The organism is Pseudomonas sp. 20-5 (assembly GCF_056782835.1).
The window spans coordinates 1,059,511-1,076,601 of the sequence record NZ_CM165584.1 but is presented as its reverse complement, the minus strand read 5'-3'; the positions used below and the strand labels follow the sequence as shown (position 1 = coordinate 1,076,601).

16 protein-coding genes are annotated in these 17,091 nt (G+C 66.0%); 10 read left to right on the top strand and 6 right to left on the bottom strand.

Annotated elements, in window-relative coordinates:
- Window positions 1–87: 87 nt before the first annotated feature.
- Window positions 88–1,266, bottom strand: a complete 1,179-nt coding sequence (rocR, locus tag AC1RB9_RS05090) for a two-component system response regulator cyclic di-GMP-specific phosphodiesterase RocR (RefSeq protein ID WP_003106013.1) — start codon at window positions 1,264–1,266, stop codon at window positions 88–90.
- Window positions 1,267–1,548: 282 nt separating this feature from the next.
- Between rocR and AC1RB9_RS05085 the strand changes: the two genes are divergently transcribed.
- Window positions 1,549–2,178: a response regulator transcription factor gene (locus AC1RB9_RS05085; protein WP_003106011.1), complete on the top strand. Its 630-nt coding sequence runs from the start codon at window positions 1,549–1,551 to the stop codon at window positions 2,176–2,178.
- 293 nt (window positions 2,179–2,471) lie between these two features.
- A complete protein-coding gene (locus AC1RB9_RS05080; RefSeq protein WP_003453918.1) occupies window positions 2,472–3,713 on the top strand; it encodes a TIGR03862 family flavoprotein in 1,242 nt (413 codons plus the stop codon).
- Between the two features lie 22 nt (window positions 3,714–3,735).
- On the opposite strand, the gene rhlE1 is transcribed toward AC1RB9_RS05080, so the two are convergent.
- From rhlE1 to AC1RB9_RS05065, 3 genes are all read right to left on the bottom strand, one after another.
- Window positions 3,736–5,085, bottom strand: coding sequence for an RNA helicase RhlE1 (gene rhlE1, locus AC1RB9_RS05075; protein WP_003453920.1), 1,350 nt, complete (start codon window positions 5,083–5,085; stop codon window positions 3,736–3,738).
- 77 nt (window positions 5,086–5,162) lie between these two features.
- Window positions 5,163–5,666, bottom strand: a complete 504-nt coding sequence (locus AC1RB9_RS05070; protein WP_003093104.1) for a LabA-like NYN domain-containing protein — start codon at window positions 5,664–5,666, stop codon at window positions 5,163–5,165.
- A gap of 65 nt (window positions 5,667–5,731) precedes the next feature.
- A complete protein-coding gene (locus tag AC1RB9_RS05065; protein WP_003453924.1) occupies window positions 5,732–6,448 on the bottom strand; it encodes a DUF2076 domain-containing protein in 717 nt (238 codons plus the stop codon).
- 99 nt (window positions 6,449–6,547) lie between these two features.
- Here AC1RB9_RS05065 and AC1RB9_RS05060 point away from each other — a divergent pair, with 99 nt between their 5' ends.
- The 4 genes from AC1RB9_RS05060 to AC1RB9_RS05045 all read left to right on the top strand — a co-directional run bounded on the left by AC1RB9_RS05060 (window position 6,548) and on the right by AC1RB9_RS05045 (window position 9,622).
- Window positions 6,548–7,129, top strand: a complete 582-nt coding sequence (locus AC1RB9_RS05060; protein WP_003106834.1) for a cysteine hydrolase family protein — start codon at window positions 6,548–6,550, stop codon at window positions 7,127–7,129.
- A gap of 157 nt (window positions 7,130–7,286) precedes the next feature.
- Entirely contained in the window at window positions 7,287–8,381 is a 1,095-nt protein-coding gene (gene sfnG, locus AC1RB9_RS05055) for a dimethylsulfone monooxygenase SfnG (protein WP_003093107.1), read from the top strand.
- A gap of 83 nt (window positions 8,382–8,464) precedes the next feature.
- On the top strand, window positions 8,465–9,121 hold the full coding sequence (locus tag AC1RB9_RS05050; RefSeq protein WP_003106831.1) for a DUF7847 domain-containing protein: 657 nt from the start codon (window positions 8,465–8,467) through the stop codon (window positions 9,119–9,121).
- 66 nt (window positions 9,122–9,187) lie between these two features.
- The gene (locus AC1RB9_RS05045) at window positions 9,188–9,622 is read left to right on the top strand and encodes a VOC family protein (RefSeq protein WP_003106829.1); all 435 of its coding nucleotides are present in this window, start codon (window positions 9,188–9,190) and stop codon (window positions 9,620–9,622) included.
- Between the two features lie 6 nt (window positions 9,623–9,628).
- Here AC1RB9_RS05045 and AC1RB9_RS05040 read toward each other — a convergent pair whose 3' ends face one another.
- Window positions 9,629–10,465 carry an SDR family oxidoreductase gene (locus tag AC1RB9_RS05040; RefSeq protein ID WP_003106828.1) on the bottom strand — a complete coding sequence of 279 codons (837 nt, stop codon included), beginning with the start codon at window positions 10,463–10,465 and terminating at the stop codon, window positions 9,629–9,631.
- A gap of 61 nt (window positions 10,466–10,526) precedes the next feature.
- On the opposite strand from AC1RB9_RS05040, the gene AC1RB9_RS05035 reads away from it, so the two are divergent.
- The 3 genes from AC1RB9_RS05035 (at window position 10,527) to AC1RB9_RS05025 (ending at window position 12,921) form a co-directional block, all read left to right on the top strand.
- Complete coding sequence (locus tag AC1RB9_RS05035) at window positions 10,527–11,666, top strand: endonuclease/exonuclease/phosphatase family protein (protein WP_003453941.1); 1,140 nt, start codon at window positions 10,527–10,529, stop codon at window positions 11,664–11,666.
- A gap of 89 nt (window positions 11,667–11,755) precedes the next feature.
- Window positions 11,756–12,490 carry a substrate-binding periplasmic protein gene (locus AC1RB9_RS05030; RefSeq protein WP_003159347.1) on the top strand — a complete coding sequence of 245 codons (735 nt, stop codon included), beginning with the start codon at window positions 11,756–11,758 and terminating at the stop codon, window positions 12,488–12,490.
- Between the two features lie 23 nt (window positions 12,491–12,513).
- Window positions 12,514–12,921, top strand: a complete 408-nt coding sequence (locus tag AC1RB9_RS05025; protein WP_003093113.1) for a hypothetical protein — start codon at window positions 12,514–12,516, stop codon at window positions 12,919–12,921.
- Between the two features lie 10 nt (window positions 12,922–12,931).
- On the opposite strand, the gene hrpB is transcribed toward AC1RB9_RS05025, so the two are convergent.
- The gene (gene hrpB / locus AC1RB9_RS05020; RefSeq protein WP_003453942.1) at window positions 12,932–15,448 is read right to left on the bottom strand and encodes an ATP-dependent helicase HrpB; all 2,517 of its coding nucleotides are present in this window, start codon (window positions 15,446–15,448) and stop codon (window positions 12,932–12,934) included.
- A gap of 395 nt (window positions 15,449–15,843) precedes the next feature.
- Here hrpB and AC1RB9_RS05015 point away from each other — a divergent pair.
- A protein-coding gene (locus AC1RB9_RS05015; RefSeq protein ID WP_086005504.1) for an IS3-like element ISPa32 family transposase occupies window positions 15,844–16,979 on the top strand; the annotation gives its coding sequence in 2 pieces (ribosomal slippage) (window positions 15,844–16,093 and window positions 16,093–16,979; 1,137 coding nt in all).
- Window positions 16,980–17,091 lie beyond the last annotated feature (112 nt).

Sequence of the window (17,091 nt, the reverse complement as noted above, 5' to 3'; positions counted from 1 at the left end):
GCAGGGCCGGCAGTTGTATGGAAAGGAAACGCGTCCGGCGCGAGGCCCGGCGTTCGGCTAGAGGCAGCCGAGGCCAGGGCGGCGGCGTCAGGATCCGGAGCAATAGTCGAGAAAGTGCTGTTCCGGCATCGGCCGGGCGAACAGATAGCCCTGGGCTATGGAGCAACCGAGTTCGATCAGGCGTACCCGTTGTTCGTCGCTCTCCACCCCTTCCACCACCAGGGAAATTCCCAGCGCCTGCGCCAACGCCACGACACTGCTGATGACGGCGCAACTCCTGGGCTGGGTCTTCATCTTCTGGACGAAGGTTCTGTCCAGCTTGATCTGGCTGAAGGGAAACTCGCAGAGCCGGTCGAGGGACGAATAGCCGGCGCCGAAATCGTCCATCGCCAGGCCGCAGCCCATGATCCGCAGACGCACGAGGTTCTCCAGGCTGCTGGCAGGAGCGCTGATCAACCCGGTCTCGGTGATCTCGAACATCACCGAACTGGGCGGCAGGTGGAACTCGGTCAGCAACGCCGAGATGTTCTCGGCCAGGGCACGCGAACCCAGTTGCGAAGGATGGACGTTGAACGCCAGGTTGATCGGCTGCCCCAACTGCGCCAGCTTCCTGCGCGTCGCCAGACCCTGGCTGAACAGTTGCCAGAACAGCTTGTCGACCAGGTTGTAGGTTTCCATCACATAGAGGAAATGCGACGGCGGCAATACGCCGAGATGCGGGTGGTTCCAGCGTGCCAGGACCTCGGCGCCGATCAGGCCGCCGCCATCCAGGGCCACCTTGGGCTGGTAGTAGGCTTCGAACTCGCCGTTGTCGAGGCCGCGCACCACGTCCGCCACGGAGGGCAGCTCGGCGACTTCGATCTGTCGCGGAAGGTCCTGGCGACGAGCGTTGTAGCGGGTCAACAGGGCGGTGATCCGCTCCAGGCTGAATGGCTTGCCGAGGTCGCCGAGAAAATTGAGGCCCAGGCACTCGATCATCGAAATGGTGGCCTGGCGCAGGATGGGATCCACCTCGCTGCTGAGGATCACCGAATGGACCTTGCCGCTCAGGCTTGCGTGGCGAAGGAACGCCAGGCCGTCCATGCCGCTCATCTGCAGGTCGCAGATGGCGATGTCGACGTGTCCGCAGGACTCCAGGATCGCCACCGCCTCCTTGCCGTCCGCCGCCTCGAGGATCGATCCGGGCACCACTTTCTTCAGGGCTGTGACGGCTACCAGGCGCTGAAAAGGCTCATCCTCCAACACCAGAACATTCAAATCATTCATCACGGTCCACACAGGGTTTCCAGGAAATACCGGCGATATACTGCTGTGTTTCCCTTACTAGACCTATGGGACAAGTCCCCATGTTTTGTGGGAATTTTCCTACTGATTTGGAGGTTCGGTTGGATTAGCATGGTTCCACATGAAAAACCGAGTCGCCCCGCCTTAACAGGCTATTCTGGACGGCGATCTCGGCCTAGCGCCCAACATGGATGACCACCGGCGGCAGCGCCCGGGAAATCGAATCCCGACCCTGTCCCGGTCCCTCAAGGTAAATCGAATTTTATGCATACCGTCCTGATCGTCGACGACCACCCCGTCATCCGTCTCGCCGTGCGCGTCCTGCTGGAAAAGCATGGTCTGCAGGTGGTCGCCGAGACGGACAATGGCGTGGATGCCATCCAGTTGGTCCGGGAGCACGAACCGGACGTGGTGATTCTCGACATCGGCATTCCCAAACTCGATGGCCTGACCGTGATCTCGCGGATCAAGTCCCTGGGACTGCGTAGCCAGGTGCTGGTACTCACTTCGCAATCCGCAGAGGCGTTCTGCAAGCGCTGCATCCAGGTCGGTGCCCGTGGGTTCGTCAACAAGGAAGAAGACCTGAACAACCTGATCAACGCCCTGAACGCGGTGACCGCTGGCTACACGTTCTTTCCTTCGCTCACGTTCGATACCCTCGGCACCCCGCCGGAACGCATTTCCGAAAGCGAGCTTATCGGCCTGCTCTCCGACCGCGAGATGATCGTCCTCCAGCATCTCGCCATGGGCTATTCGAACAAGGCCATCGGCGAGAAGCTGTTCCTCAGCAACAAGACCGTCAGCACCTACAAGACCCGCCTGCTGCAGAAGCTCGGCCTGGGTTCGCTGGTCGACCTCGCAGAGTTCGCCAAGCGCAATTCGCTGATCCACTGACCTGGCGCTTGGCTGTCGAAGCCAAGGCCTAGCGCACCTTCGGGCAAGCGCGACCGGAAGCCGTTCCTGCCACGCGACGAGCGTCGGCGGATTTCCACAAAGCGTGTGGAACCGCCTGTGGATAAGGTGCGAAAAACGCTTCGCGCAGCGCATCGTGCCTGGCCTTGCGACGGTTGATCAGTTCCTGACCAGGCGCACGGCGAGCGGACCAGGTGGCATCGACAAGGCTCGGAGGCGGTCTTCGCCTCGGTTACACTGCACGCCGGTTTCCCCAGGTCTCGCTCGTCGTCCACATGCCCAGTCAAGCATCCTCCCCTTCCCCCCAGGTCGCCATCGTCGGCGGCGGTCCCGCAGGCCTGATGGCCGCGGAGGTCCTGAGCCAGGCGGGCGTACGCACGGAAGTGTTCGACGCCATGCCCTCGGTCGGCCGGAAATTCCTCCTCGCGGGCGTCGGCGGCATGAACATCACCCATGCCGAGGCCAGGGAACAATTCCTCGGCCGCTATGGCAGGCGCCAAAAGGAAATCGCCGCACTGCTCGGCGAATTCGACGCGGATGCGTTGCGCGCCTGGATCCACGGCCTGGGTATCGACACCTTCGTCGGCAGTTCCGGCCGGGTGTTCCCCTCCGACATGAAGGCCGCCCCGTTGCTCCGTGCCTGGCTCAAGCGCCTGCGCGAGCAAGGCGTGCTCATCCACACCCGCTGCCGTTGGCTGGGCTGGAACGCGGACGGTACGCTGGACATCCAGAACGCCGCCGAGCGCCTGTCGATACGCGCCGACGCCGTGATCCTGGCGCTCGGTGGCGGCAGTTGGCAGCGCCTGGGCTCCGACGGCGCCTGGGTGCCCCTGCTGCGCGCCCGTGGCATCGAGGTCGAGCCCCTGCGGCCAAGCAATTGCGGTTTCGAGATCGACGGCTGGAGCGAGCTGTTTCGCGACAAGTTCTCCGGCGCTCCGGTCAAACCGGTGGCCATGGGACTGGCGGGCGAAACGCCGCGCCAGGGCGAATTCGTCGTGACCCGCGACGGTATCGAGGGCAGCCTGGTCTATGCCCTCTCCGCCGCCATCCGCGAACGGATCGAGGCACGGGGCTCGGCCGAAGTATGGCTGGACCTGTTGCCGAACAGGCGTCGCGAGCAGATCGAGGCAGCCCTGGCTCGCCCGCGCGGTTCCAGGTCGATGGCCAATCACCTGCGCAGCCAGTTGGGCATCGATGGGGTTCGGGCCGGCCTCCTGCGTGAACTCACCCCCGCCGCCACCTATACCGAGCCGGCCCGCCTGGCGGCGGCGATCAAGCGCCTGCCGCTGACGCTGCTGCGCCCGCGTCCGCTGGACGAAGCGATCAGCAGCGCCGGCGGCGTACGCTTCGAGGCGCTCGACCGCAACCTGATGCTCGATGGCCTGCCCGGCGTGTTCTGCGCTGGGGAAATGCTCGACTGGGAGGCGCCCACCGGCGGCTACCTGTTGACCGCCTGCTTCGCCAGCGGGCGCGTGGCCGGACTCGGCGCGCTGGCCTGGTTGCGCGGCAGGCGCTAGAGACCGGTACGCCAGCGCCTCGCTATTTGCCGGACGGCCGCTTCTTCGGCTTGCCCGCCGCACCCGCGCCGAAGCCCGGTGCCTTGCGCACCGCCTTGACCGTCGGCGCGCTGCTGTCGAACCAACTGCCCAAGTGGATCTTGCCGGGCTTGCCGACGCTCTCCGCGGCCTTGGGTTTCTTCGGCTTCTTCGGTTTCTTCAGCACCACGCCGCCCGGTGCGGTCTGCGGCACCCGGTGCTCCGGCTCGAAGTCGGGCTCCTCGCGGCGTTGCAGGGTCTGCCCGATCAGTGTTTCGATCGCCGCCAGCAGCTCCACTTCGTCGGCGCAGACCAGCGACACCGCCTGGCCGGAGGCACCGGCACGGCCGGTACGGCCGATGCGATGCACGTAGTCCTCGGCGACGATCGGCAGGTCGAAGTTGACCACCAGCGGCATTTCCTCGATATCCAGGCCACGCGCGGCCACGTCGGTGGCTACCAGCAGGTCTACCTCGCCGGCCTTGAACCGCTGCAAGGCGCGCAGCCGCGCCGGCTGCGGCTTGTCGCCATGGATCGAGTCGGCGGCGATACCCTGCCGCTGCAACAGTCCGACCAGTTCCTCGACGCTCTTGCGGGTCTTGGCGAAGACCAGCGCCTGGCGCCAGCGATTGGCCTGCAACAGGTGGCAGAACAGCTCGGCCTTGCGCTTCTTGTCCACCGGCACCAGCCATTGCCTGATGCTCTTCGCCGCGGTATTGCGCGGACTGACCTCGATGGACAGCGGGTCGCGCAGCAGTTCACGGGCCAGCGTGCGGATGGCGCCGGAGAAGGTCGCGGAAAACAGCAGGGTCTGGCGCTTGCGCGGCAGCGCGGCGAACAGTTCGTCCAGCTCGCGGGCGAAACCGAGGTCGAGCATGCGATCGGCTTCGTCCAGCACCAACGCCTGGAGCTGGGCGAACTTCACCGCGTTCTGCCGATACAGGTCGAGCAGCCGCCCGGGAGTGGCGACGAGGATATCCACTCCCTTGCGCAGCTTCATCATCTGCGGGTTGATGCTGACCCCACCGTAGGCCACCGCGGTACGCAGCGGCAGGTGCTGGCCGTAGTCGCGGACGCTGGCGTGGACCTGCTCGGCCAGTTCGCGGGTCGGAACCAGGACCAGTGCACGCACCGAGTTCGCAGCGACCTGCGGCCCCTCCAGGGTCAGCCGCTGCAGCAACGGCAGGGCGAAACCGGCGGTCTTGCCGGTGCCGGTCTGTGCTGCGGCGAGCAGGTCGCGGCCCTTGAGCGCCGGGGGTATGGCTTGGGCCTGGATCGGCGTAGGCGTGCCGTGGCCGAGCCCTTCGAGGGCCTTGAGCAGGGGGTCGAGCAGACCGAGGGAAGCGAACGTCATGAGCGACTCGGAAAAAAGGAAACGGACGGCATTCTAGCGGATTCGCCGTCTCCCATCGTCCTCTGGAGCGCGGCCGGTCAGCCCTTGAGCAGCAGTCCGCCCTCGATCGGCACGTAGCGCGACGCCGCTCGGATCAGCGCGTTGGCGGTCAGGCCAGGCACCCCGTAGGCCGTAGCCACGACGCCGTGGGCGCGGATGACCTTCTCCAGCAGCAGATCGAAGTCGCCGTCACCGGACAGCAGCACCACTTCGTCCACCCGCGGCGCGGCATCCAGTACGTCGATGGTGATGCCGACATCCCAGTCACCCTTGGCCGAGCCGTCGGCACGCTGGATGTAGGGCTTCAGCTTCACCGTGAAACCGAGGTTGCGCAGAATCTGCTGGAACTGCTGCTGACGCGGGTCGCCGCGGTCGATGGCGTAGGCATAGGCCTCGACGATGCTCCCGCCGCGAGCGATGTCTGCCCACAGGGCGGCGTAGTTGAGATGGCAGCCGTAGGCCTGGCGCACGGTGTAGTAGAGGTTCTGCACATCGGCGAAGACAGCGATCTTCTTCGCCGCGGGCGACTCGGGACGACTCAAGGGGAACTCCGGAACGACGGCAGTGGGCCACCATTATCGCAGCCCACGGCCCGCAACCCTAACGGTCAGGTGAACAAATCGTCGTCGCCGAGGAAGCTGGAGTCGTCGTTGAAGTCGCTGTCGCTGAAATCGCCATCGGCGAAACCGCCGTCGGCGGGATAGTCGCTATCGGCGAAGCGCTCGGGCGCCGGCTCGGGATCGGCAAACTGGCTGGCGTCGAGGTTATCCACCGGGACGTCCTGGATCACCTCGACGATTTCCTGCGGCTGGCTGTGGCGGAACATGCCGGTGAGCAGGTCGGCCACCAGCATCCCGCCAGCGACCCCGGCGGCCGTCTGCAGCGCGCCGCCGAGAAAGCCGCTGGCCCGCGAAGGCGCGGCCGCCGCGGCGGGCGCCATACCCGGACGCATGTCGCCGGCCGCCGCCGCCGGATTGGAGAAACGCGTCTCGCCCCAGCCCACCGGGCGCCCCGATTGGCTCGGCGCCGGCTCGTCGCGCGCGCCGCCGCCGAACAGGCCGGAGAGGAAGCCGCCGCTGCTCGGACGGCTCTGCTGCAACTGGGCGACCTGCGCCTCGAGCTCCTTCACCCGTTGGTCGAGGCGCTTCAGCGCGGCTTCCTGGATCAGCACCACCTGCGCCATGTAGTACGGCGCCGCCGGCTGCCGCACCAGGTGCTGGTTGATCTGCGCCTCGGCCTCGGCGTCACGCGGAGCGGACTGCCCCTCGGCCTCGCGCAGGCGGCTGAACAGGCCGTCGATCAGGGTTTTCTCATCGGATTTCATCGCACGCCTCGACTGCATTTCGAGAAGGAAGGATGGATTGCACCAAAGGGAAATATTGGAGCACCCTGCACGATCTCAAGTTCCTCCGGTGAATTCCCGATGAATGACGATGCCCAGCGCTCCGCACGGTCCCAGGTCGCCCTGCTGATCGTCGACCTGCAACGCGGCATGCAGCGCCACGACCTGCCGCCGCGCAACAATCCCGGCGCCGAGGCGCGCATCGTCGAACTGCTTGCCGCCTGGCGCGCCGCCGGCTGGCCGGTGGTGCACGTCCGGCACGTATCCCGGCAGCCCGGCTCGCCCTTCGCGCCCGGCCAGCCTGGCGTGGAGTTCCAGCCAGCGCTGGCGCCGCGCGACGACGAGGCGGTGTTCGAGAAGAACGTTCCCGACGCCTTCATCAACAGCGGCCTGCAACGCTGGCTCCATGTCCGCGACATCCGCCAGGTGGCGCTCGTCGGGGTAGCCACGGAGAACTCGGTGGAAGCCAGCGCACGCAGCGCCGGCAACCTCGGCTTCCAGACTTGGGTAGTGGCCGACGCCTGCTTCACCTTCGCCAAGCCCGATTTCCACGGCACCCCGCGCAGCGCCGACGAGGTGCATGCGATGGCGTTGGCCAACCTGCACGGCGAGTACGCCGTGGTTCTGCGCGCCGCCGAACTGTTGCAGCGCTTGCCGGCCTGACTGTCTGCCGGGCAACAGCGGGACAACAGGGCTGTCCGGCAGAAGACAGGCCGGTTCCGTCATATCCCCCATAAGCCATTGATTCGAAAACATGAATCCGGGATGGCACGGTTCCTTCATAGACACCGGACCACGCCCCTACCCGGAGATACCCCCGATGAGCCAAGAGCAACAGCCGATCCGCTTCGCCTACTGGGTCCCCAACGTCAGCGGCGGCCTGGTGGTGAGCAAGATCGAGCAACGCACCAGCTGGGACATCGACTACAACCGCAAGCTGGCCCAGTTGGCGGAACGCAACGGCTTCGACTACGCCCTCTCGCAGATCCGCTTCACCGCCGGCTACGGCGCCGAGTACCAGCACGAGTCGGTGGCCATCAGCCACGCCCTGCTGGCGGCCACCGAGAAGCTCAAGGTGATCGCGGCGATCCTGCCTGGCCCCTGGCATCCGGCGGTGGTGGCCAAGCAACTGGCGACGATCGACCAACTGACCAATGGCCGGGTCGCGGTGAACATCGTCAGCGGCTGGTTCAAGGGAGAGTTCACCGGCATCGGCGAACCCTGGCTGGAGCACGACGAACGCTATCGGCGCTCCGAGGAGTTCATCCGCGTGCTGAAAGGCATCTGGACCGAGGAAAACTTCACCTTCAAGGGCGATTTCTATCGTTTCCACGACTACACCCTGAAACCCAAGCCGATCCAGCAGCCGCACCCGGAAATCTTCCAGGGCGGCAGCTCGCGGGCGGCGCGGGACATGGCCTCGCGCGTGTCCGACTGGTACTTCACCAACGGCAACAGCATCGACGGCATCCGCGCCCAGGTCGAGGACATCCGCGCCAAGGCGGCGGCCAACGGCCATTCGGTCAAGGTCGGAGTGAACGCCTTCATCATTGCCCGCGACACCGAGGAGGAAGCGCGGGCGGTGCTCGACGAGATCATCGCCAAGGCCGACTACGAGGCGGTGAACGCCTTCGGCGACGCGGTGAAACAGGCCGGCAAGGCCTCGCCGGAGGGCGATGGCAACTGGGCCAAATCCACCTTCGAAGACCTGGTGCAATACAACGACGGCTTCAAGACCAACCTGATCGGCACGCCACGGCAGATCGCCGAGCGCATCGTCGCGCTGAAGGCGGCCGGGGTCGACCTGGTGCTGTCGGCCTTCCTGCACTTCCACGAAGAAGTGGAGTATTTCGGCAAGCACGTGTTGCCGCTGGTCCGCGAACTGGAGCAGGCCCAGGCTCGCGAAGCGGCCTGAACGGCAACGGCGGCCGCCAGGCGTTGGCCTCGGCGGCCGGCTGGGTTAGAGTCGCGGGCTCGTATCCGATCTGCCGACCCGCGATGAATCCTCTGCTGCCGCTGCGTGACGCCTGGTTCTTCTTCACCCGCCACCTGACCACCCTGGTGCCGCTCTGCCTGCCCTGGATATTCCTCGAAAGCCTGCTCCAGCAGCAGATCGACGAAGCCGTCGGCCCCCAGCAGATGGGCGCCTGGAGCCTGGTCGCCGGACTGCTCTTCTACCCGCTCTACACCGCAGCCCTGATCCTGTTCATGGACGCGCGCGGGCGCGACGAGCGGCCTCGCGTCGGCCAGCTGTGGAGCGCCGCGCTGCGCCTGTGGCCAGCCTTCGCGCTACTCGCGGCGCTGACTTCGCTGCTGATCGTGCTCGGCCTGTCGCTGCTGATCCTGCCGGGCATCTTCGTCATGGTGAAGCTGTCCTTCGCCGAATTCTGCCTGGTGCTGCGCGGCCGTAGTCCGCTGCAGGCGCTGCGGGAAAGCTTCGAGTTCACCCGTGGGCGATTCTTCCTGATCCTCGCCTGTTCGCTGGTGATCCTGCTGCCGGTCTGGAGCCTGGAAGCCTGGCTCGCCGATTCGGCCGGCGACGCCGTCGTGCTGCGGGTCGCCCTGCATACGCTCAGCGGGTTCTTCCAGCTGCTGTTGACCATCGTCGCCTTCCGCATCTACAGCCTCGGTCCGGCGCCACGCAACGGGATGTGAACGGCGCCGCGCGCCGATTCGCCGCGCTGGCCTATGCTTGACGAGCCCTGCCTCGAGGAACGGACCATGAGCGACGAATCGGCCAACCCCAGCTGCATTTCCCACCTGTCCATCGGCACCAACGACTTTCCCCGTGCCCGAGCCTTCTACGACGCGGTGATGGCCGCCCTCGGCTGCAAGGTGATCCTCGAATACCCCGGCGCCGTAGCCTACGGCAAGCTCTATCCGGAGTTCTGGGTGCAGGCGCCGATCGACGGCCGTCCCGCCAGCGTCGGCAACGGCAGCCACGTCGGCTTCTTCGCCGACAGCAAGGCCCAGGTCGACGCCTTCCACGCCGCGGCCCTGGCCGCCGGCGCACGCGACGAGGGCGCGCCGGGCCCGCGTCCGCTGTACGGCGAGCCCTACTACGGGTGTTTCATCCGCGACCTCGACGGGCACAAGGTCGAGGCCTCCTACTGGGACATGAGCCAGGGCTTCGACGCCCACGACCACGCCCACTGAGCACCGTCAGGGTTGCGGCTTGAGTCCCGACAGGCGCGGCACCAGCAGCTTTTCGAAGAGACGCGGAAAGAAGCGCGCCAGCAGCCGCGCCCGCCAGTTGACGTTGGACAGCACCAGCAGGCGCCGGCGCCGCGCGGCGCCCTGGAAGATCGCCTCGGCGACCTCCACCGGCGATGCCACCTGGCTGCCCAGCACTTGCACCGGCTGGCGAGTCACCGAGCCATCGCCGACCAGCGCGTTCTTGCGCAGGTCGGTGGCGGTGAATCCCGGGCAGGCCAGGGTCACGCTGACGCCGGTGCCTTCCAGCTCCATCCGCAGGGTGTCGAACAGACCGTGCAAGGCATGCTTGCTGGCGTTGTAGGCGCTGCGGTAGAGCAACGGGGCGAAACCGGTCAGCGAACCGAGCACGACGATCTGTCCGCGCCGTTCGAGCAGGCTCGGCAGCGCCGCGCGGGTGCAATGCACGGCGCCGAAGAAGTTCACCGCCATGACCTTGCGGAAAACCCCCAGGCCGGTTTCGGCGAAGGTACCGCGGTGGGTGATGCCGGCGTTGTTGACCAGCACGTCGATGCCGCCGAAGCGCTCCACCGCCAGCGCCACGGCACGCTCCACCGCATCGGCGTCGGCGACGTCGCAGCGCAGGCCGAGCGCCTCGCCGCCGAGATGGTCGCGCAGGTGCTGGACCAAACTGTCCAGCGCCGCCTGGTCGAGGTCGAGGATCGCCAGTCGCGCACCGGCCCGGGCGAAACGCAGTGCCAGCGCGCGACCGATGCCGGAACAGCCGCCGCTGACCAGCACCACCTTGTGGCGGTAGGCCTGGCTGCTGAATACCTTGCGCGGCATGCGGTACCCTCCCGCTCGAAAAAACGCGAACCCTTGCGTCAATTCGACCTGCAAGGATGAAATGCGCGGCGGCAAGCTCTATGCTCTGGTCCTTTCCAGCATAGTCTCGATTGCGATGTCACTGCCCCGTCTACGCAACCTGCTGTTCGTCGGCCTGCTCCTGCTGGTCGGCGGTGCCCTGCTCGCCAGCTACCTGCTGAGCTGGCAACCCGCCGATCGCGAAGCCGCGCCCCTGCATTGCCAGGGCGCCGCGCCGGCGCTGAAGCCGGGGCAGGCCCTGAAGGTGATGACCTGGAACATCCAGTACCTGGCCGGCAAGCGCTACGTCTTCTGGGACGACCTGCCGGATGCCACCGGCCCGGACCAGCGCCCCACCGCCGAAGACCTGGCGTTCACCCTCGACGAGGTGGTCCGGGTGATCCGCGACGAGCAGCCGGACCTGGTCCTGCTCCAGGAGATCGACGATGGCTCCAGCGCCACCGACGATCAGGACCAACTGGCGCTGATCCAGGAGCGCATCAACGATCTCTACCATTGCAGCGCCCAGGCCTACGAGTGGAAGTCGGCCTTCGTGCCGACGCCGCACATCTTCGGCAGCGTCGGCCGCAAGCAGGCCACCCTGAGCCGCTATCGCATCGATAGCGCCGAGCGGCGCCAGTTGCCGCCACGCGATGGCGGGCTGTTCGACCGCCTGTTCGGGCCGCGCCCGGCGATCCTGGTCAGCCACCTGCCGATCGACGGCGGCGGCGAGCTGGCCGTGCTCAACGCCCGCTTCGACCGCCCGCAGGCGAACGACGACACCCTCGAGCGCCAGGTCGAGACCACCCGTACGCTACTCGACGAACTGCAGGCCAGGCGCACGCCCTGGCTGCTCGGCGGCGACCTCAACCTGCTGCCGCCCGGCCAGTTTCCCTACCTGCTGGCGCCGCTGCGCGCGCCCTACCGGGAAGACAGCGAACTGGCCATCCTGAGCGGGCGCTTCCCGATGGTGCCGTCGCTGGAAGAGGCCAGTGGCGTCGACCAGGTTCGCTGGTACACGCACTTCCCCAACGACCCACGGGTCCAGGGGCCGGATCGGACCCTCGACTACCTGTTCCACAGCCCCTCGCTGACCCGTCTCGATGCCCGGGTCCGGCGCAGCGATACGCTGCAGATCTCCAACCACCTGCCGCTCGCCGCGCGCTTCCTGCTACCCCATTGACCGGGCGCGCGCCGGGCTGGACAAGCGGCCCGGCGCGCCGCATGCTTCGCCCCCATTCATAACAACAAAAAACGGCAAGGCCGCACACCATGCCCCTACGCACCACAACGCCCCTGCTCGCGCTGCTGGCGTTCGCCCTGCTGGCCGCCCCGCAGCTCCATGCGCAGGACGCAAGGCCGTCGTTGAACGTCGGCTACTACGAATTCCCCCCCTACATCTATACCGCCCGGGATGGCCACGCCGCCGGTTCCGGCGCCCGCCTGGTCCGCCTGCTGCTGGAGCGGGCCGGCTATCGTCCGGCGTTCCGCGCCCTGCCCAGCGCGCGCCTGTACCTGGGGCTGCAGGATGGCAGCGTGGCGCTGTGGGCCGGCGCGGCCAAGCCGGAGCTGGCCGCCGACACCCTCCAGGCGCGGCGCGTGCTCGGCCACGTCAGCCTGAACCTGTACTACCCGGCGCACCATCCGGCACCGCGGGTTCCCCAGGACCTGGCCGGACGCCGGCTGATCCTGATCAGCGGCTACAGCTACTGGAAACCGGTCACCGACTTCATCCAGGACCCCAACCTGCACCTGCGCCTGTACCGCACCGGCACCCACCACGCCGCCTTGCGCATGCTCGAACTCGGGCGCGGCGACTACCTGCTCGACTACCAGGCGCCGGTGGAAGCGGCCAGCCGCCAGGCGTTGGCAAGCCAGGAACTGTACCGCCTGCCGCTGCGGATGATCGTCTCGCGCCACATTCCCGGCGCCGAAGCGCTGCGCGACCGCCTGGACCAGGCCTACGACCAGTTGCGGAGCGACGGCGCCGACCTGTCCCTGCTGTGAACCGACCCCGGAGGAGGAGCCCGATGCATACCGCCATCCCCTGCTGCACGATCAACGGCGAACAGCCCGCCCTGCGCGGACAGGTCTGCCAGTCGCTGCTGATCCAGGAATGGTGGTGGGAAGGCCGTCCAGCCGATCCGGTGAACGTGGTCTACCTGCAGTTCGAGCAACGCTGGTATCGCCTCTACTTCGAGGGCGAGACGGTGTTCTGGCGCAGCGGCGAAGCGCCGCGGCCCTGCGAGAACGACGAAGGCCCGGGCGAGTACCGCCTGCACGACCTCGGCCGGCAGCGCGGCCTGGTCGGTGTGCGCCTGCTGGCCCTGGAGTTCGTCCTCAACGGCCCGACCCTGGACAGCCACTTCGACTTCGCCGACGGCCAGCGCCTGAGTTTCCGGCACTTCCTCGACGACGACCTGACCCGGGTGCTCTGAGCGCCGTCGACTACTTGCGTGGCTTGGCCCGGGCAGTGGCCTCGGCCACCAGCGGGTCGTCCGGCCAATAATGCTTCGGATAGCGTCCCTTCAGGTCCTTCTTGACTTCCGCATAGGTGCTGCGCCAGAAGTTCGCCAGGTCCTGGGTCACCTGCACCGGGCGATGCGCGGGTGACAGCAGGTGCAGCTTCACTGCCAGGCGGCCCTGGGCGATGCGCGGAGTGTCGCCGAGGCCGAACAGTTCCTGCAGGCGCACCGCGAGGATCGGCGGGGTTTCGCTGTAGTCCAGGCGGATGCGCGAGCCGGAGGGGACTTCCAGGGTTTTCGGCGCCCACTCGTCGAGACGCTGCGGTAATGGCCAGGGCAACAGCCCGGCGAGGATCGAAGCCAGGTCGAGGTTGGCGAAGTGAGCCAGGCGGGTGACCTTGCCGAGATAGGCCGGCAACCATTCCTCCAACCGTTCCAGCAACGCGGCGTCGCTGACGTCCGGCCACTCGCTCTCGCCCTTGTCTTCCAGGTCCAGCCGGCGCAGCAAGCCGATGCGCGCCTGCCACTGGCGCAGTTCCGGGGTCCAGGGCAACAACTCCAGGCCCTTGCGCCGGACCAGGCCGAGCAGCGCCTGGCTGCGCGCCGCTTCGTCGAGGCCGGGTAGCGCCTCGCTGGACAGCACCAGTTCGCCGACCCGGCGCTGGCGCTCGGCGCGCAGCACGCCTTCGCGCTCGTCCCACTGCAGCTCGTCGCGCTGGCTGACCTGCTCCGCCAGGACCGTATCGAACAACCTCGGATCGAGTTCGGCGGCCAGGTAGATCCGCTCTTCGCGCTGGCCCTGGCGGCTGCCCAGATCGGCGATCACCAGCCAGGGCTGCTTCATCAGGCTGTCCGGTTCGCCGAACTGCGCAGCGCGTCCATTGGCCAGCCGGTAGTCGCCGCCACCGGCGCGGCGCTGGCGAGCGATGCGGTCGGGATAGGCGAAGGCCAGCAGGCAACCCAGCCAACGCGGATGACCGGGATCGACGACCGCCTCGCTGGCGGCGCCGCGCAGGTAACCGCGGAACTGCCGGGCCAGTTGCCGGGCGCGCTGTACCGCGCCGCGCGAGGCGCCAGTGCGGGCCTCGCCGGCGAGCAGGGCGAGACGGCTGTGCAGGTCGGCGCCGCCGCCACGCTGTATGTCACGTTCGCCGAGCAGCGCCGCTACGTCGCAAGCCAGTTCGCCAAGGCCGAGGGCCTGGCCGCGCAGCAGCAGGTGGGCAATGCGCGGATGGGTCGGCAATTCGGCCATCGCCTGGCCATGGGCACTCAACGCGCCGCTGGCGTACAGCGCCCCCAGCCGCCCGAGCAGCTCGCGGGCCTGGGCGTAGGCCGCCGCGGGCGGCGCGTCGAGCCAGGCCAGCTCCTCCGGCGCCACGCCCCAGCGCGCCAGTTGCAGGGCCAGCCCGGCCAGATCGGCCTGGAGGATTTCCGCCGTGCCGTAGGCAGGCAACTGCTCATGCTGGCTCTCCGACCACAAGCGGTAGCATACGCCCGGCTCCAGGCGCCCTGCGCGGCCGGCACGCTGAGCGGCACTGGCCTGGGATATGCGTTGTGTCGCGAGGCGGTTCATTCCGCTTGACGGGTCAAACCGTGGCACCCGCTCCAGACCGGAGTCGATCACTACGCGCACACCCTCAATGGTCAAGCTCGTCTCAGCAATGTTGGTCGCCAGCACGATCTTGCGCTTGCCCGGTGGCGCCGGTTCGATAGCCGCGCGCTGGGCACTCAGATCCAGCTCGCCATGCAGAGCACACAACAGAAGGTCATCACGCCCCGCGAGTTTGTCGCTGAGCTCCTGATGCACGTGGCGGATTTCGGCCTGGCCGGGCAGGAAGACCAGAATGCTGCCTTGTTGATCATGGACAGCATCGAGGCAGGCTCGGACAACCTTGGGCTCGATGTACTCACCGGTCTGGTAGGGCTGACCCCATACAGTGTCGACGGGGAACATCCGTCCCTCACTGGTCACGACCGGAGCATCACCCAGGAGATTTGAAAGACGAGCTCCCTCCAAGGTCGCCGACATCACTAGAAGCTTCAGTGGCTGGTCATCACGGAACAGCTCACGGCCATTCAGGCATAGCGCAAGGGCCAAATCAGAGTCCAAGCTCCGAAGGTGGAACTCATCGAATATGACGAGACCGACACCCTCCAGCGAAGGGTCATCCTGGAGCCGGCGCGCAAGGATCCCTTCAGTGACTACCTCGATCCGCGTACTCGGGCCGACCCGACTCTCCAGGCGAATACGGTAACCAACGGTCTCACCCACCTTCTCGCCCAGCTCACTGGCCATGCGCTCAGCAGCGGCACGTGCAGCCACCCGGCGAGGCTGGAGCATTAGGATGCTCTGATCGGCCAACCATGGCTCGTTCAGCAAAGCGAGGGGAACGCGTGTGGTCTTACCGGCACCTGGTGGGGCCTGTAATACGACGGAGTCGTGGTCAGCCAGGGCCTGGCGCAGAGAGGGGATTGCGGCATCGATGGGCAGCTGGATCATGGGGGCTCCTAACGAAGTCAGTCAGTATACCTTTCCTTGACTAATCACTCCGCCCCACCAAGCAGCAATCAATAGCTTTGAAAGAGCTAGCGCTAATAAGATAATCTCGGTTACATACTAATCTACCTGAAGGCGAAAACTCACGCCTACACCTACGAAAGGACGCGACCATGAGTTTTATCTTTATTAAAGCCTCATATAGAGCCAGCATAAATAGCGGCCTTCGAAATACGGCTGTCTTATTCTCAGACAACTGGGATGATTTTGGATTTAAAACCACTTTTACACTAAGACTCTATAACCAGGCTGGCACAGAACTCAATATCGGTGACCTGCCCCCGATTTCAGTACCACGTCAAACTTAGTAGAGTCCGTTTTCCGAGCAGGAGACGGCAGTGAAAAAGCGTTTTACCGAAGAGCAGATTCTCGACTTCCTCAAGCAGGCGGAGGCCGGTGTGCCGGTGAAGGAACTGTGTCGCCGACACGGCTTCAGTGATGCCTCGTTCTACACCTGGCGGGCCAAGTTTGGCGGTATGACCGTGGCGGACGCCAAACGGTTGAAGGATCTTGAACTGGAAAATAGCCGATTGAAGAAGTTGCTCGCCGAGGCCCACCTCGACATCGAGTCGCTGAAAGTGGTCGCCCGGGGAAAAGGGTAAGCCCGACAGCACGGCGGGAGGCGGTGCAGGAGATGCAGGCGCGAACCGGCATTTCCGAACGTCGTGCCTGTCAGTTGATCGGGCTGTCCCGCTCGGTGTTGCGCTACCAGCCGCGAGCCAGTATGCAAAACACCGAGCTGCAAGCCCAACTGGTGGAACTGGCCCAAGAGCGCCGGCGCTTTGGCTATCGCCGCCTGCACATCCTGCTGCGGCGTGCTGGCGTGCAGGTCAACCACAAGCGGATCTATCGCCTGTACCGCGCTGCTGGCTTGATGGTGAAACGGCGGCGCCGCCATGGCATCGCGGTGGAGCGCGAACGTCTGAGTTTGCCGAGCGCACCAAACCAGGTCTGGTCGATGGACTTCGTCTTCGATGCACTGAGCACCGGGCGGTGGATCAAATGCCTGACGGTGGTCGATGACTTCACCAAGGAGTCGGTCGGCATCCTGGTGGAGCACGGTATCAGCGGCTTTCGCGTCACACGGGCGCTGGACGAGATGGCGCGGTTTCGCGGCTACCCGAAAGCGATCCGCACCGACCAGGGGCCCGAGTTCACCGGCAAGGCACTCGATCAATGGGCCTATCAGCGCGACATCAAGCTGAAGCTGATTCAGCCTGGTAAGCCCACGCAGAATGCCTTCATCGAGTCGTTCAACGGTAAGTTCCGGGACGAATGCCTCAATGAGCACTGGTTCTGTTCGCTGGCCGAAGCGAGAATCCGCATCGCGGCCTGGCGGCGGGATTACAACGAACACCGACCGCACAGCGCGATTGGCAATCTCACCCCAGCAGAATTTGCTGCAAGTTGGCGAACTCGCCAGCAGCAGCTGAAGCAGGAAAAATTAATATCAACCCCAGGGCCTACTAACTAGGCAGCGGTACTAAAACTGGGGGCAGGTCAGTTCGAAGTTGAGCGAATCAACCTCGCCTGCGGTTTCAATGACGAGCTCCTACTCCAGCGGCTCAGTAAGCTCACTGCCCAAT

What these genes read in the sequence shown, in the direction of transcription:
- rocR (WP_003106013.1), bottom strand. Translation starts at nt 1,266, where the DNA reads ATGAATGATTTGAATGTTCTGGTGTTGGAGGATGAGCCTTTTCAGCGC.
- AC1RB9_RS05085 (WP_003106011.1), top strand. Translation starts at nt 1,549, where the DNA reads ATGCATACCGTCCTGATCGTCGACGACCACCCCGTCATCCGTCTCGCC.
- AC1RB9_RS05080 (WP_003453918.1), top strand. Translation starts at nt 2,472, where the DNA reads ATGCCCAGTCAAGCATCCTCCCCTTCCCCCCAGGTCGCCATCGTCGGC.
- rhlE1 (WP_003453920.1), bottom strand. Translation starts at nt 5,085, where the DNA reads ATGACGTTCGCTTCCCTCGGTCTGCTCGACCCCCTGCTCAAGGCCCTC.
- AC1RB9_RS05065 (WP_003453924.1), bottom strand. Translation starts at nt 6,448, where the DNA reads ATGAAATCCGATGAGAAAACCCTGATCGACGGCCTGTTCAGCCGCCTG.
- AC1RB9_RS05060 (WP_003106834.1), top strand. Translation starts at nt 6,548, where the DNA reads ATGAATGACGATGCCCAGCGCTCCGCACGGTCCCAGGTCGCCCTGCTG.
- sfnG (WP_003093107.1), top strand. Translation starts at nt 7,287, where the DNA reads ATGAGCCAAGAGCAACAGCCGATCCGCTTCGCCTACTGGGTCCCCAAC.
- AC1RB9_RS05050 (WP_003106831.1), top strand. Translation starts at nt 8,465, where the DNA reads ATGAATCCTCTGCTGCCGCTGCGTGACGCCTGGTTCTTCTTCACCCGC.
- AC1RB9_RS05045 (WP_003106829.1), top strand. Translation starts at nt 9,188, where the DNA reads ATGAGCGACGAATCGGCCAACCCCAGCTGCATTTCCCACCTGTCCATC.
- AC1RB9_RS05040 (WP_003106828.1), bottom strand. Translation starts at nt 10,465, where the DNA reads ATGCCGCGCAAGGTATTCAGCAGCCAGGCCTACCGCCACAAGGTGGTG.
- AC1RB9_RS05035 (WP_003453941.1), top strand. Translation starts at nt 10,527, where the DNA reads ATGCGCGGCGGCAAGCTCTATGCTCTGGTCCTTTCCAGCATAGTCTCG.
- AC1RB9_RS05030 (WP_003159347.1), top strand. Translation starts at nt 11,756, where the DNA reads ATGCCCCTACGCACCACAACGCCCCTGCTCGCGCTGCTGGCGTTCGCC.
- AC1RB9_RS05025 (WP_003093113.1), top strand. Translation starts at nt 12,514, where the DNA reads ATGCATACCGCCATCCCCTGCTGCACGATCAACGGCGAACAGCCCGCC.
- hrpB (WP_003453942.1), bottom strand. Translation starts at nt 15,448, where the DNA reads ATGATCCAGCTGCCCATCGATGCCGCAATCCCCTCTCTGCGCCAGGCC.